This is a genomic window from Arenibacter echinorum, from assembly GCF_003259375.1.
GTDB classification, from domain to species: domain Bacteria; phylum Bacteroidota; class Bacteroidia; order Flavobacteriales; family Flavobacteriaceae; genus Arenibacter; species Arenibacter echinorum.
The window spans coordinates 107006-122226 of record NZ_QLLN01000009.1 but is presented as its reverse complement, the minus strand read 5'-3'; the positions used below and the strand labels follow the sequence as shown (position 1 = coordinate 122226).

General features: G+C 37.5%; 11 protein-coding genes. 1 reads left to right on the top strand and 10 read right to left on the bottom strand.

From position 1 onward, the window contains the following. From LV92_RS19885 to LV92_RS19855, 7 genes are all read right to left on the bottom strand, one after another. Window positions 1-1449, bottom strand: a complete 1449-nt coding sequence (locus LV92_RS19885; protein WP_111625358.1) for an MBOAT family O-acyltransferase — start codon at window positions 1447-1449, stop codon at window positions 1-3. A 112-nt stretch (window positions 1450-1561) separates the two neighbouring features. Further along, on the bottom strand, window positions 1562-2503 hold the full coding sequence (locus LV92_RS19880) for a hypothetical protein (RefSeq protein ID WP_111625357.1): 942 nt from the start codon (window positions 2501-2503) through the stop codon (window positions 1562-1564). 58 nt (window positions 2504-2561) lie between these two features. Next, complete coding sequence (locus tag LV92_RS19875) at window positions 2562-3605, bottom strand: EpsG family protein (protein WP_211323021.1); 1044 nt, start codon at window positions 3603-3605, stop codon at window positions 2562-2564. A gap of 65 nt (window positions 3606-3670) precedes the next feature. Continuing rightward, complete coding sequence (locus LV92_RS19870; RefSeq protein ID WP_111625355.1) at window positions 3671-4801, bottom strand: glycosyltransferase; 1131 nt, start codon at window positions 4799-4801, stop codon at window positions 3671-3673. 198 nt (window positions 4802-4999) lie between these two features. Beyond that, window positions 5000-6274 carry an oligosaccharide flippase family protein gene (locus tag LV92_RS19865; protein WP_111625354.1) on the bottom strand — a complete coding sequence of 425 codons (1275 nt, stop codon included), beginning with the start codon at window positions 6272-6274 and terminating at the stop codon, window positions 5000-5002. Between the two features lie 149 nt (window positions 6275-6423). After that, complete coding sequence (gene asnB, locus LV92_RS19860) at window positions 6424-8265, bottom strand: asparagine synthase (glutamine-hydrolyzing) (protein ID WP_111625353.1); 1842 nt, start codon at window positions 8263-8265, stop codon at window positions 6424-6426. Window positions 8266-8362: 97 nt separating this feature from the next. Next, window positions 8363-9523 carry an MraY family glycosyltransferase gene (locus LV92_RS19855; RefSeq protein WP_111625352.1) on the bottom strand — a complete coding sequence of 387 codons (1161 nt, stop codon included), beginning with the start codon at window positions 9521-9523 and terminating at the stop codon, window positions 8363-8365. 819 nt (window positions 9524-10342) lie between these two features. Here LV92_RS19855 and LV92_RS19845 point away from each other — a divergent pair. Continuing rightward, window positions 10343-10522 carry a hypothetical protein gene (locus LV92_RS19845; protein ID WP_111625350.1) on the top strand — a complete coding sequence of 60 codons (180 nt, stop codon included), beginning with the start codon at window positions 10343-10345 and terminating at the stop codon, window positions 10520-10522. 546 nt (window positions 10523-11068) lie between these two features. On the opposite strand, the gene LV92_RS19840 is transcribed toward LV92_RS19845, so the two are convergent. From LV92_RS19840 to LV92_RS19830, 3 genes are all read right to left on the bottom strand, one after another. Continuing rightward, on the bottom strand, window positions 11069-11899 hold the full coding sequence (locus tag LV92_RS19840; RefSeq protein WP_111625349.1) for an amidohydrolase family protein: 831 nt from the start codon (window positions 11897-11899) through the stop codon (window positions 11069-11071). Window positions 11900-12004: 105 nt separating this feature from the next. Beyond that, on the bottom strand, window positions 12005-13657 hold the full coding sequence (locus LV92_RS19835; protein ID WP_111625348.1) for a UxaA family hydrolase: 1653 nt from the start codon (window positions 13655-13657) through the stop codon (window positions 12005-12007). Between the two features lie 20 nt (window positions 13658-13677). Continuing rightward, window positions 13678-14685: a zinc-binding alcohol dehydrogenase family protein gene (locus LV92_RS19830; RefSeq protein ID WP_111625347.1), complete on the bottom strand. Its 1008-nt coding sequence runs from the start codon at window positions 14683-14685 to the stop codon at window positions 13678-13680. Window positions 14686-15221 lie beyond the last annotated feature (536 nt).

The following is a 15221-nucleotide window of genomic DNA, read 5'->3' as shown; positions in this document are numbered from 1 at the left end:
CTAAAATTGAAAATATATAAATTGTTGCTCTTTTCCCCAAAACCAAAAAATGGTGAAGATTATAACATAATACATTGCATGTCTTAGAGGTCTTCTCCATTTTAGACCAAATTTGGCAATTGCATACTGTTCCTCTCTCCCAAACCATTCTATTATAACGAAACATACAACAAGAATAATCGTAATCAGAACGTTTTGCATATCAGCTAATTTAGGTATGCTAAGTAGAGAAGGCGATAAAATTTCAGAAATATAACTTATTGCATGCCCAACACTTTCTGCTCTAAAAAATATCCAAGCAAAAACCGTTAAGCTAAAAGTTAATAGTATATAGGAAAGATCTTTAATGCTTGGTATTAATTTCCCTTTAGCCACCACATCTAAATTGTTTCGATTATTTTTAGTGAGCATGAGTGGTAGAAAATAAAGTGCATTTAAGGCACCCCATATTATAAAAGTCCAATTTGCCCCATGCCAAAAACCACTTACAATGAAAATAATAAAAGTGTTTCGTATCTTCATCCATGTACCCCCTCGACTACCTCCTAATGGAATATATAGATAATCTCTAAACCAAGTTGAAAGAGAAATATGCCACCGTCGCCAAAACTCGGCAATATCTCTGGAAAAATATGGAAAATTAAAATTTTGCATAAGGTTAAAACCAAAAAGCCTAGAAGTGCCAATGGCAATATCAGAATAACCTGAAAAGTCACAATAAATTTGGAAAGTAAAAAATAAAGCCCCTAATAACAAAGTACTCCCGGAATAGTCCTCTGAGTTATTGAAGATCAAGTTTGCATATTCGGCACAATTATCTGCAATTACAACTTTCTTAAATAAGCCCCACAAGATCTGTCTCAATCCATCGACCGCTTTATTATATTCGAAACTTCTTTTTTTATAGAATTGGGGAAGTAAGTTTGTGGCCCTTTCAATTGGTCCTGCAACTAATTGTGGAAAAAAACTTACAAAAGCAGAGAAAGCAATAAAATCTCTAGTTGGTTTCAGTTTACTTTTATATACGTCAATTGTATAGCTCAATGTTTGAAAAGTGTAAAAACTTATTCCTACAGGAAGAATAATATTTAATCCCTGTGGATTTATTGGTTGGTCAAAGAAGGTAAAGACCGTCACAAAATTGTCAAGAAAGAAGTTGTAATATTTGAAAAATCCTAGAAATCCAAGATTTACCGAAATACTAATCCATAGTAGCACTTTTCGTTTTATCTGATGTCCTTCGTTTTCGAGCTCGCGTCCAATTATATAATCAACAGCTGTACTGAAAATAATTAGTGATAAAAACCGCCAGTCCCACCAGCCATAAAACAAATAACTGGCGGCAACTATTAAGAAATTTTGCCATTTTAGGTTTTTATGGGTCACAAACCAATAGAGTACAAAAACTATTGGCAGAAATATTGCAAAGTCTATTGAATTAAAGAGCATACATACTGTTTATAACGTGAAATTCATATTTATCGACCTCTTTTTTTAAATACTATATTTATTCATTATTTGATTTATAAAATTTCTTAATAGATTAAAAATGGTTGTTCAATTACATGTTCGAATAAACCTTTAATATGTCATCGAAATTATTCTTTACATCTGAATGCGTAATGTTCTTTGTATTATTTGAAATTAAATATTGCAACTCGTCAAAATTGTTAAAAATTAATACGTCACTTGGTCGATCAACTACCCCCGTTGCCATTACTGTCTTTTTATAGTATAAAGCCTCCTTAACGGATAAGGAATCGCCATCCGTTGTTGTAGCCCTAATTAAGGCATCTGTGACTTTTATTACATTAATGAAATCATGGGGCTGTGTAATGAACAATACGTTTTCAGGTAAATTTTTAAAAATGCCAACTAAATGTTTATAATAATTTCCGCTAGGGTCGGAAAAAATGAGCCCTTTTTCCTTATTTTTTGCAAAAAAACTTACAAGTTCGGCACCCATGTAGGTTTCTTTGCCTTGAGCGTCAATAGCATAGTTAAAAGCATTGGTGGAATAAACAAAATTGAAGTTTGTTTTAAACTCTTTAATCGTTGTTATAAGTTTTTCATCCAAGGGCACAATGTCACATTCAATGGGTGGGATAAACGCTCCAATTAAAAAGTTCTTATTTTTTCGTATACCCGAAGCCGCATTAAAACTAATTTTGTTTAAAAGAAGAGCAGCATTGGAAAATTTAAGGGAATATTTATCCAGAATATTTTGGAAATTATAATTCCCATGAAAAGTTATTATAACCTTTTTATTCAAAAGTCTAAAAAATAGTACCAACAAGAGCCTTAGCATTTTTTTGGTTACATGTAAATGAACTATTTTGGCATTAATGATCTTTTGAATTATACCCAACACATTACGCTCCTTAGAATAGTCCAATATACCAACCTCCATATTGTCTACAGTTTTTAAGGAGGCCAATAGTCTCTTAACATGTATTGTAACACCTCCTATAGGAGGAGGTAGTTTTGCTATCTGTAATATCATTTATTAAAATCTATTATATATGTGTGTGCCTTTTAATTTTAAATAAACCAATGTGAAATTAAAATGCGATGAATTTATATGGTGCACTGCCATTATCACTATAGTAAATATTAGAGAAAAATAGGATTAGGAAATACAAGAGAATTGCATTGGCCATTAATTTTTGTTTTGATCTAAACAAATAGTCAATAATAAAGGCAAGCGTAAAAACATGAAACAATAAAAAATAATTATTTATACGACCTATAAAAAATATAGTAGAAAATGAATTATACATAAAAATTCCGATTAACGACAGTGTGAAATATGGGAAGTAATTTGGATTCAGTTTGGTTAATTTATCGTAATAAACAAGTATTATAAATCCAGCACCTACTCTTGCCAAATATCCCAAGGTTAAGGAACCGGTTACACTAAGGTCGCTATTATTGTCCTCTAAGAAATTACTATAGTCAATTTGTGAATCAGCCAAGACATTGAAAACTGAGGAGATATTCATTATACTGGTCATAGGAATAAAGTGCAGTGCCAAACTGATAATAAAAGCGCCATACCAAATGTATTTGGATAATTTAATCTTATCTAATACAAAGTACAAAGGAAGAAATAGATATAAACTTTTATGCATTAGACCTCCTATCAAAATAACCCCCAGAAAAGGGAATAATTTACGTTCTTGAATAAATGCCACAGCAACTGCCAAGGCACTCATGGCAATGGCTTGACGAACAGCATTAAAGGAGAAGAAATAAAAACCATAAGTGATAAAAAAGAAAACACCTAAATATAATTGAAATTTATAATTTCTAAAACTGTAAAACAATAGGAAACACGTGGTAAAGGCTGTAAACGTGAAAAATGTCCAAACTTCCAATCCAATATTGTTCAAGGTGTCCACTATTAAAACAAACCCATATTCAATCTCCATTCCTAATGAATCATCATTATATGGCTGTTCTGTAAATATAAATGAATAACCAGGGTAATCAGCACCTACATTGTACCTAAGTCCACTAACGATTACTAGTACTATTAGGGCTAATAAAATAAATAATATATGTCCTTTACAATTCCTTTTAAGGGTCTGTTTGTTGTATCCCATTTTTATTAAGACAACGCTTAATAAAAGGGTAGAAAAATAGACGATATATGTAAAGAGGTCCGCCATTATTTTAGTTTGATCTTGGTTGGTTTAATAGGGGCACTTCTTTCTATTTTACATTTTAGTTGGGGCTGGCTTAGAATATAGTTTTTTAGGTTCTCGGAAATATTGGCCCAGTTGTAATGTGATAACGTATTCCGTATCATATTAGAATCCCATTTTTTCAAATCCTTAGAAAATTCTATTAAAGCAATGCAAAAGCTTTCAGGGTTATCTTGGCAAAGAAGTCCATTTTCAGAGGTTATTAATTTCTTGTTTTCTTGTATTTCCGTCGCCATACAAACCATACCGGCATTAACATATTCAAAAGTCTTGGTAGGGGGTTGGCAATCGTAGTATTCGGTTATTGGTATATAGGAAACCCCAATATTGCAATGATCAAAATAATATTTTAATTCTTTATGTAATTTCTTACCATGAAAAATAACTTCCTTTTGTAATCCTGTATTTTCAATGGCTTTTTGCAAGAGGGTAACATATTCTGAATTTCCGTTGCCAACAATGTCATAGGAAACTTTTAGGTCTGCGGAATAGTTACTTTCATGAAACAATTTAAGGCCATATACGGTATCATGAATATTACGTCCATCCAAAGTGCCAATATAAAATAACCTAAGACTATCAAAGGTCTTATTTTTCGTAGAAAGTATGTCGGCACCCAATGGCAAAACAAATACCTTGCGCATATTCAATTTTAATTTTAGGGCAAGACTTTCAGAGATTACAGATATTCTTTTGAAAAATAGTGACTCAAAACGCATTAAAGTGTTGGTAATTCTTCTTTTAGATTTAGACCCGTCAACACTCCCCGTCCTAAAATCCAGAATCATATTTCTATGCCCCAGTATTGTTTTCAATAAGGAAACTAAGGGAAAATATACGGCAAATAGGTATTCAGTTTTATTAGTTTTGTAGTGGTTAATGCAAGATCTCATAAATCTTAGGCCATTTTTGAAATAGGAACTATTCCAAGGGACATATGTGACTTCTACGCCGTCCTCTTTAATCTTTGGATACCCATTATCAAAACATATATAGGTAACCCTAAAATCATTTCTCAGGTACTTACAGTGCATATAACTATCTATATGATAGCCAAATTGGAATGTATTGATATATAGTAAGGAATGTTTCATTTGTACTTTAATTGCAATAAATAGAATTGCTTTATAATTTTAAATTCCTGCTTCATTTTAGTTATTTCTTCTTGAAGTACATAATTTATTTTCCTAAATATAATTAAGGACATTGGCCATGCCGGCATAATTATCCTTGATATAATGCTGATTACCCTAATTTTCATACATTTTTTTTATATGTCAACTAAATTGATCTCACTTTGTTGTCCTAATTGAATATAACCATGGCATAGGGTACAATTTATTACTTAGCCACCAAACAGCAATGAATGTTATAAAAGATATAATGGCTGTGGCTTGTACAGCCCCAATAGTCCCGTTATAGGTTATAAATAAATAACTTAAGCCCACATGTAACAACCCAATAGAAAAGGTCACGTAACTAAGATAAATTGTTTTTTGGGTATAAAAAATATAATTGACCAACATGGAGTACATTCCATAAAAAGCAAAACCAAAAGCAAACCAAGTAATATATTCTTGGGATTCAATAAATTCCTTACCCAAAAAAATATCCACTATGTAAGGCCCTGTTATACTAAGACCGGTAGCTAATATTAATAGACCTAGAAAATATAAGTATCCGTATTTTACTAATACTTTTTTTTGAGATAAGGTAATATCCTTTAATTTTTCAAATAGAAAAGGGGTATAGGCCTTATTGAAGGCAGTGGTTATGACCATAATTACTGACGCAATTTGAAACCCTACTGTATATAGGCCTGTAGCCGTAGTGGAAATTAACATGGTGAGAAACACTCTATCAATACCTGTTCGTACCCATGTACTTAAGGCATGTGGTAACAATGGCACCCCAAAATTCAGGGCATCTTTTAGATAAGGCTTACTTAACTTTAAATTTAGGTAATTGCGCTTAAATAAAAGCGTAAAACTCAAAAAGCCAAATAGGAGCGCTGCTACTGATGTGGCAATAAGCCTACCGCGCCAGCCCATTCCAAAACCAACGATCAACACAAGTGAAAGGGAAAGATTAAAAACACTTTCCGATATTTGATAAATCCCTAGAGGGAACGGTTTGTGTTCGGACTGCCATAAAATTAAATTTATTGTCGTGAAAAATATTAAAACTGTGACAAAGACCCCTATAATAACCCATTCAGTTGGCAAAGCCAGTAAATCTGTGATATAGGTATGGAAAATAATAACTATTAATAAAACTATACTTGTAGTTATGGCAACTATAAGCAACACATTGGCAATATAAATTTTTAATTGCTCCCGTGAAATTTTAAAAAATTTAACGCTAATAGCACCGTGTGTTTCCAATGAAATAAACACTCCTAATATGGAAGTAAATACAGCGAAGATTGAAATAATTCCATAATCAGCAGGAGATAAATATCGTGTTAAGACCGGCAAAAGAATAAAAGGCACCATTTTGTTGATAATATCCGATACCGTATATATACTTGCGTTTTTAAAAAACCTACTTTTTAAAAAATCTATCATTAAAACACTGTTAAAGGGCAGCCTTTGTGGAATGCCAATTTGGGTTAACCTTATTCTCTATTTGGATCGGATTCATTTTTTAATGGTTTTCAGCTCCAACCAATTTTAATAGATTAGTTTTTTCTTCGGTGGATGACATAAAAAGTTATCTAATTCAAATTTTGTCTATGCCATTCTTCCAGGACTATTAAACTCCATAGATAAAGCGATCTGTCCCTTTTTCCAGAATTATGTTCTTTTAATAGTTGAGATACGAATTGGTAATTCATCCCTCTTTTTTCAACACTTTTTTTAGATAAATAGGTTGTAATAAATCCATTTAGATCATTTTTTAACCAAAGACCCATTGGAGGATTTAAACCTAATTTTGGTTTATTAATAATTTCATCCGGCACTTTACCTTTCAGGAGTTTTTTCATTAAATATTTGGTCTGCCCGTCCTTAATTCGATAATCCGATGAGATGGAAGTCATAAATTCAATAATCCGATGATCGATCAAGGGTAGTCGCACTTCAAAACTGTTGGCCATACTCATGGCATCACCATAGTTTAAAAGGTTATTGACCAAAAAAGTTTTCAAATCTGTTATGGATGTTTTAATGATTAGGTCCTGAGACGGAATAGCATTAAAAACATCTAGTACTACTCTATTGAAATCTTGTTCAACCTTAAATAAGGTATTTATTTCTTTAATTGAAAAATAGGCGATCCAATCCTCGTACATTTCATCTACTGGCTTCGACAATGAATTGACAAAAGTCTTTACCCTTCTCAATTTATGATTACCAGAAATATCTTCCGAGATAAGTTTGAAAAACGGATTCAAGGCTTTCCAAAAAAGCCTTGGTACAAATTTTATTTTATTGTATAGTAGAGCTGCTTCATACCTGGGATACCCTCCGAAAATTTCATCGCCACCATCCCCGGCCAAAGCTACAGTAGCGTATTTTTTAGTTTCCCTGGTAAGTTCATGGATTAATATAGAGGTAGGATTACCAAAAGGCTCGTCAAAATGATGTACCATTTTTGGCAATAAATCAGTGACATTCGGGTGAATTATGATTTCATGGTGGTTAGTGTTAAAATGAGCTGCCATTTTCTTGGCATCACTGGTTTCATCATATTTATCGGCACCGGCAAACCCTAGGGTAAAGGTATTAATAGGCTTATTGGAATTCTTGGCCATATAATATAAAATAGTAGAAGAATCGATTCCTCCCGAAAGGAACGAGCCTAGTTCTACATCGGCAATCATTCTTAGCCTAACAGCGTCATTTAATAGGTAGTCTAATTTATCAAGGATTTCTCCTTCGCTTAGATCATAGTTCAAACCAATCGAATCTATAGAATCCCAATATTTAGTAATTTTTAAATCTCCTTGTTTGTAAAAAAAATAATGTGCAGGTTCCAGTTTTTTTATCTCCTGATAAATGGAGTTAGGGGAGGGGACATAAAGGTATCTTAGATATTGGCTTACGGCTTCATGATTTACAGATAGCCCTTTCACCAATTCTTTTAGAACTTTTATTTCGGAAGCAAATGCAAATTGTCTTTCATTTTTGTAATAAACAAAAGGCTTGATCCCTAGCCTATCGCGTGCTCCAAATAAAGTATCCTTTTTTATATCGTAAACGGTAAAGGCAAACATACCAATGAAGTCTTCAAGGCATTTTTCCTTTTTTTCAATGTAATTATATAAAATAACCTCGGTATCGGACTTTGTTCTAAAGGCATACTTACCTTCTAAATTTTTCCGTATCTCCTTGTAATTATACACTTCCCCATTGAAGACAATTACAAAATTACCACAGGCCGAAACAAATGGCTGATTGGCACCCTCAGTAAGGTCTATGATAGAAAGACGGTTATGTGCAAACGTATATTCACCAAAGCTCCTTGTAGTGACATTGTCCGGACCGCGGTACTCGGCAATATTTAAAAATGCAGAATGGTCTGGGGCTTTAAAATTAAATCCTATTATTCCGCACATACTAGATTGTTTGTATAAAGAGTATGAGGTTTTTCATTTTATATAAATACACGATAAATGATTTTCTTCTTTTCAAAAGCCGATTGTTAACTTCAATTTATCCCAAAAAGTTATTAATTAAGGTTCTGAGCTTGGCCCATCTGCTTTTTTTAGGTATCCTTAGTTTAATATTACCTTCCTTGCGTTTCACCAACCAAGGAGAGAAATAGAGTAAAGGAACCGCCAAGATTAAAATGTACAACTGTAAATTTATATATAGATCCTTTATTACAAATGCCAGGACTATGACCAGGATATTTATAATCGCCAGGGTCAAGGTAGCTTTTCTATGAGATAGGCCCAAGTCCAATAAACGGTGGTGAATATGGTTGCGATCCGCACTAAAGGGGCTGCGTTTTTGGGCAATACGAATAATAAAGACCCTTACCGTATCCAAGATGGGAAAGGAAAGGATGGCCATGGCCATAATAGGGGCTACAGGTATGGTGTATGGGGTTACCGTAGTGGCATTAAATTCCAAAAAGGAAATGGCCTGGTAGGCCAAAATAAAGCCAATAAACATGGAGCCTGAATCGCCCATGAATATTCTACGCCTTTCCCAGAGGTTAAAACGGAGAAACCCTATAAGTGCCCCTATTAGGGCAAAGGAAACAGCGATCATTAAATAGCGACCGTTGAGCAAATAAAACACACCAAAAGTGGCACTGACAACTATGCCTATGGTACCGGCCAATCCGTTTATCCCGTCGATCATATTATAGGCATTGATTACCGCCAGAAAAACAAATATGCTAAAAAATACCGAGACCAAATAGGGGAGTTCCTCCAAACCCAATAGGCCATGGCAGCTCACGATCCGAACATCGGTAAAAACAATGACCAGGGTTGCGGCCAAGATTTGTATCAGAAATTTTTTCTTGGGTGCCAGGCCCAAAAGATCGTCCTTAATGCCCAAAAACATGAGGGTAATGGTGGCCGCCAAGAGGGAAAGCAATTTTAGGAGGTTTGCTTGGGAAAGATCCAATAACATCCCTGCGATAATCAAGGTCAAAGAAAAGGTAATGAACATGCCCACCCCACCCAAAGTAGGGGTTTTGGTGGTGTGTATACTGCGATCCACAGGTTCGTCCATTAGATTTTTGGACTTTACCAAGTAGATGATTACCGGGTACATTCTCAGTGATAGCAGAATGGGAATAAGCAAGGCGATAAAAACCAATATGTAGGTATTGGTAAATAGGTCATATAGGTATGCCATAATTATTGATTAGCACATAAGGGAACTGTTCATTTATTGTATTCTGCACTAATTTTGTTACACTTTATAGGGGGAATTCTAAAGGAACAAATGTAAAATTTAGGGATTAAGAATAGTACATTTCAGGAGTAAATCCTTAATAGGCAAATGTAAGCTTATTTATTTTTTATAACATGATTTGACTTTGATATATATTATTTCATCGATTAAAAGCACTTTTTCGTTATGAAGTGTTTTTTGTACTCCTTATCTGTCAAAATAAACTATATAAATCCATATATACAAACCCGTGTTGTTAACAAATGGTTAGGCGTTTATGTTGGTTTTACGGGCCTTAAAACCCTTGTAGGCTTATTTATGACCGACATACCCAAGATAGGACGGAATTAGCCTTCGGCTATAGGCTCTTTGTTTTGCAATTTTTGCATGTTATTTGTGTTAATAAATTTTTTAAACGCGTTAAAAAAAACGTTGGTTTATCCTTTGTTTTTAAGGTTTTGAGTACATTTTAACGATTTCTTCATAGAATAAAGGCTTAGCTCGTGAAATTTGTGCGTTCCCCCGAACACGATTTCAACAAGCCAGCCCATATGCCATGTTTTCCAGAAATGATGACACCTATTATTTTTTACCTAGTCAAAACTATACCCAAACCCAATAAAATCCTTGCGGAAAACCGCAAGGGGGGAGGGCTATTGTTTTTGGGTACAGTAATTGCCACTTATGGTTTTGCATAAAGCAAGAACAATGCCCTTAATCCCTATGATTTAGTGGGGTTGTTTAAGTATTTGTAAGTCAGGGGTTTGTATAGGGAATAAAATGAGCCTAAAAAAGGAGATATGGGGAGTTATTCCGCAGCTGGGGAGGAATTGCTCAATGTGGAAATGTACCAATGATGGAATAGGCAAAAGCCAGAAGGCAAAAGCCAAAAGCGATGAGGAGAGAGAAGAGAGGAGAGAGAAAAGAAAAAAGAGAAGAGAGGAAAGAGCAATGGGGTAATGTGTTAATTTGGAAATGTACCAATGGGTTAATTTAGCAATGAAGGAATAGCCAAAAGCCAAAAGCCAAAAGCCAAGAGAAAAGAGAAAAGAGGAAAGAGAAATGGGGTAATGTGTTAATGTGGAAATGTGCCAATGATGGAATAGGCAAAAGCCAGAAGGCAAAAGCCAAAAGCGATGAGGAGAGAGAAGAGAGAAGAGAGGAAAGAGAAAAGAGTCTAAATTATAACTACTCATAACTAATAACTGTCGCCGACTTCGATTTCGACTACGCTCAATCTCCGTGAGGGCATTCGTCATTGCGAGGAGCGATAGCGACGAAGCAATCTCTTCATAGGAACAAGCAGATTGCCGCGCTGCGCCTGCTTGCCAGCAGGTAAACTCGCAATGACGGATTTAGTTCTGTCGTCAGTTCGAGTGAAATGCCGTTAGGCATTTTGTATCGAGAACCGAGGGCTTCTCGATACAATTTTATTGCGCTGCGCTACATAAAATCACTCGAAGTGACGGGCTGTCAACTGACCACTGTTCACTGATTACTTCTCCCTTATTCAAGTCCATAAAAGTCCACCGCATTCTGCCCCATAATGGCGGCCTGCTCCGTGGTGCTAAGGCTGGAAATGAAATTGGTGGTCAGGTCTTTTACCTGGGTGTAGGATCCCGCAACAAGGCAAACGGGCCAATCGGAACCATACATACAGCGTTCTGGGCCAAAAGCCTCTAGGGCCAAGAGCATATAAGGGTGTATTTGTTCCGGAGTCCAGGTTTTGAAATCGGCCTCGGTAATCATGCCCGAGATTTTACAGTGTACGTTTTCGTGCTTGGCAACCTCTTTCATCATAGCCGCCCAGCCGTCATAAAAGCCATCCTTTATATAGGGTTTGGCAATATGATCGATGACGAATTTTTGATTGGGGAATTTTTTCACCAACTCCAGTGTAGCCCCTAACTGATGTGGAAAAATAAGGATGTCATAGACGGCCCCGTATTGCTCCAATTTGGAGATGCCCCTTAAAAAATCTGGTCTCAACAAGAAATTATGGTCCGCTTCTTCTTGAACAATATGTCGGTACCCCTTTAGATGCTTGTCCTTAGCGTATTTCTCCAGATCTTTGTCTACATCGGCACTTCTCAAATCTACCCAGCCCACGACACCTTTAACAAAAGCGTTGTTATGGGCGTGTTCCAAAAGGAAATCGGTTTCCGCCAAGGTCTGGTCCGCCTGTACCGCCACACAACCATCAACGCCGTTTTTGGCAAATACCGGTTTTAGGTCCGAGGGTAAAAAATCCCTACGGATAACGGTCATTTGCTCGTTTATCCAGGAGTGTTTTACAGGGTTGTATTTCCAGAAATGTTGGTGAGAATCTATGATCATGGTTGAAGGTTTAATGTATTATGTTATAAAGTTATAAAGTTATAAAGTTGAATGTTGAAAGTTTTTTGGGTTTTAGGTTCTTTAGCTCTCCTTCGGAGAGGCCAGTTATAGGGAAATCCCTCTTTTCCATGGGATAAAGTCGTTCTGCTCCAATCTAACCGCCGCTGGGACAATGTTGCCACTGGCTACTTCGATGATATAGTCCAGCAATTCCTCTCCTTTGGTCTGTATGGTATCCTCTCCGGTAATAATGGTACCCGTGTTAAAGTCGATAATGTCCTTCATACGCTCACTTAGGGCATTGTTGCTCGACATTTTGATGACCGGGGCCACCGGGTTGCCGGTAGGCGTGCCCAAGCCGGTAGTAAAGGCTATGACATTGCATCCTGATCCGGCCAAGCCTGTGGTGCTTTCCACATCGTTTCCCGGAGTACATAATAGGTTTAAACCATTTTTGGTGACCCTTTCGGTATAGTCAAGCACATCCTGGACCAGGGAAGTACCGCCTTTTTTGGCCGCTCCGGCCGATTTCATAGCGTCTGTGATGAGTCCGTCCTTTATATTTCCTGGCGATGGATTGTTTTCAAATCCGGAGCCTATGGAAACCGCCTTGGCGGAATAGGCCCTCATAATACCCGCAAACTTTTCTGCATTTTCCGGTGTTTCACATCGGTTGATGAGCTCTTGTTCTACCCCATTGAGTTCTGGGAATTCCGATAGCACGGTAGCCCCGCCCAAGGCCACTATAAGGTCGGAAGCATAGCCCAGGGCCGGATTGGCCGAAATTCCAGAAAATCCGTCCGAACCGCCACATTCCAAGCCCAGTACCAATTTGCTTAGTGGGGCGGGTTGGCGTGTTACCTTGTTGGCTTCAATAAGGCCCAAAAAGGTCTTCTTCACCGCTTCCTCTATAAAATGGCGTTCGCTCTTGCTTTTTTGTTGTTCCAATATATGTAATGGTTTGGAAAAGTTGGGGTCGCGTTTGGCTATGGCGGCCTCCAAAATTTTCACCTCTGCGTTCTGGCAGCCCAAACTAAGGATAGTAGCCCCTGCAACATTGGGATTGGTAATATATCCTGCCAATAGGTTGCACAGGGTGTCCGAATCCCCGCGATCACAGCCGCAGCCTCCGTCGTGGGTAAGGAACTTAATACCGTCCACATTGGGAAAGGTCCGGTTCTGTTTAATATCTTCGGCCGTTTTAATAATGGGCAAAGCCATCAGGTCCTCTGCACTGGCCCCTTTTTTGTATTGGGATACCAGCACTTCGGTATCTATTATATAGTCCTGGGCAGTCTCATAGCCCAGGGCATTGAGTAGAGTAGTGCGGAGCACGTTTACATTTCTGTTTTCACAGAATACCATAGGGATAACCAGCCAATGGTTGGCGGTTCCTACAGTGCCGTCGGCACGGTGGTACCCGTTGAAGCTACCGTTCTTCCATTTGGAAATATCCGGTGCCACCCAGTGGGATTGTTGTTCCCCCACATTGTAATCGGAAGAGGCATGCACCACATTATCAATGGTAATGCTTTCCCCTTGGGCAATGGGCTTAACAGATTTTCCTATCAGGGCACCGTACATAAGGATGGGGTCTCCCACCTTGAAATCCTGAAGGGCGAATTTATGTTTGGCGGTAACATTGTTTTTGAGCGGGAAGGATTTCCCTTCAAAATCTACCACATAATCTTTTTTCATATCCTGCAAAGCTGCAAGGATATTATCGTTGGGATGTATCTGTAAAAAGTTCTTTGACATATTGGGATGCTATTTTTTTTTTAAAATTCTACGGTAGCTTTTATTACTCCTGTGGCGGGTTTTAACCAGCTATCGAAATTCTCCTTCATCTCTGAGAAATGCACGTTGTGGGTAATGAAAGATTCTGTGGGGAACTGGTCCAATATGGCAATGACCCTTTCAAAATCGGCCACCGTGGCATTTCTACTACACATAAGGGTGGTCTCCTTGGCGTGTATGGCCGGGTGGGTAAAGGTAAGTTCCCCTTTGGAGAGTCCCACTAAAATATACCTACCGCCGTGCGACATATAGGAAGGTCCCTGTTCCAAGGCCCCCTTATGACCCGAGGCATCGAATACGGCCGTGGCCATATCGCCATTGGTAATTTCTGAAATCTGTTTTACGGGGTCTTCGGTGACATTTACAATATGGTCCACCCCGATTTTTTCCTTGGCATACTGAAGTCGGTCCTGGTTCATGTCCAGGGCAATGACCTTGGCCCCTTCTATCTGGGCCAGTTTCATGATACCGATTCCTATGGGACCACAACCTACTACAACAATCGTTTCCCCAGCTACTATCTGAGCCCGTCGGATGGAATGTGCCGCTATGGCCAAAGGCTCCACAATGGCCATTTGTTCGTTGGTCAGGTGCTTGGCGGGCAACAATATATCAACCGGAACGGTAATCTGTTCCTGCATGCCGCCGTCCGTATGTATGCCCAAAACCTGGATCTGGGTACAGCAATTGGTCTTGCCGTTTCTACAGGCCACACAATGGCCACAGCTTAGGTAGGGCATGATAACCACATTGTCGCCCGCCTCAATGCCCTTATCATTTTCGTCTATTTCCAGTACAGTGGTGGCCAGTTCATGGCCCAGGATCCTAGGATAGGTAAAAAAGGCTTGGTTGCCGGTATAGGCGTGCAGGTCGGTACCACAGATACCCACCTTGTTCACTTTTAACAGGGCTTCCCCTTTTTTTCTGATCGGGGCCTCTTTTTCCTTTAACTGAAAGTCCCCAGGTTCCTCACAAACAATGTATTTCATGCGTTTACTTCTTTTGTTTTTTATGGTTGATGTGATTGATCATTATCATTTTAAGGCTATTGCATGAAAGTACAATAGCTAAAATGCTAATATGGTTTAGGGGTGTAATTTAGCCAAAAAGATTTAAAAAATGTTGAAAGCTTAAAGTTCAATGTTGAATGTTCAATGTTAAAAGTTATGAAGGGCTAAAGGTGTATTGGGAAGTGGGAAATTAGTATTGAGTGTATAGAATTGAGTATTTAGTAGTGAGAATTTAGAAACGGGAGTCTAGAGTCTGGAATCTAGAAACTGGACTAAAGTGTTCTGTTCAAGGTTTAAAGTTCAATGTTGAAAGTCGTCACTTCGAGTGATTTTATGTAGCGCAGCGCAATAAAATTGTATCGAGAAGCACTCGAACTGACTGTAGTGTCTAGTGTCTAGTTTCTAGCCTCTAGAATCTTGATATAGGGGACTGACCAAAATCATTTCAGGAATTCTGACTTCGCATTACCTTCGAAAAAATAGCATTTTGGGCAATTTGGAACTTTTTAAATAAA

Coding starts and splice junctions, on each gene's coding strand:
- LV92_RS19885 (WP_111625358.1), bottom strand. CDS start 1,449: ATGCTCTTTAATTCAATAGACTTTGCAATATTTCTGCCAATAGTTTTT.
- LV92_RS19880 (WP_111625357.1), bottom strand. CDS start 2,503: ATGATATTACAGATAGCAAAACTACCTCCTCCTATAGGAGGTGTTACA.
- LV92_RS19875 (WP_211323021.1), bottom strand. CDS start 3,605: ATGGGATACAACAAACAGACCCTTAAAAGGAATTGTAAAGGACATATA.
- LV92_RS19870 (WP_111625355.1), bottom strand. CDS start 4,801: ATGAAACATTCCTTACTATATATCAATACATTCCAATTTGGCTATCAT.
- LV92_RS19865 (WP_111625354.1), bottom strand. CDS start 6,274: ATGATAGATTTTTTAAAAAGTAGGTTTTTTAAAAACGCAAGTATATAT.
- asnB (WP_111625353.1), bottom strand. CDS start 8,265: ATGTGCGGAATAATAGGATTTAATTTTAAAGCCCCAGACCATTCTGCA.
- LV92_RS19855 (WP_111625352.1), bottom strand. CDS start 9,523: ATGGCATACCTATATGACCTATTTACCAATACCTACATATTGGTTTTT.
- LV92_RS19845 (WP_111625350.1), top strand. CDS start 10,343: ATGAGCCTAAAAAAGGAGATATGGGGAGTTATTCCGCAGCTGGGGAGG.
- LV92_RS19840 (WP_111625349.1), bottom strand. CDS start 11,899: ATGATCATAGATTCTCACCAACATTTCTGGAAATACAACCCTGTAAAA.
- LV92_RS19835 (WP_111625348.1), bottom strand. CDS start 13,657: ATGTCAAAGAACTTTTTACAGATACATCCCAACGATAATATCCTTGCA.
- LV92_RS19830 (WP_111625347.1), bottom strand. CDS start 14,685: ATGAAATACATTGTTTGTGAGGAACCTGGGGACTTTCAGTTAAAGGAA.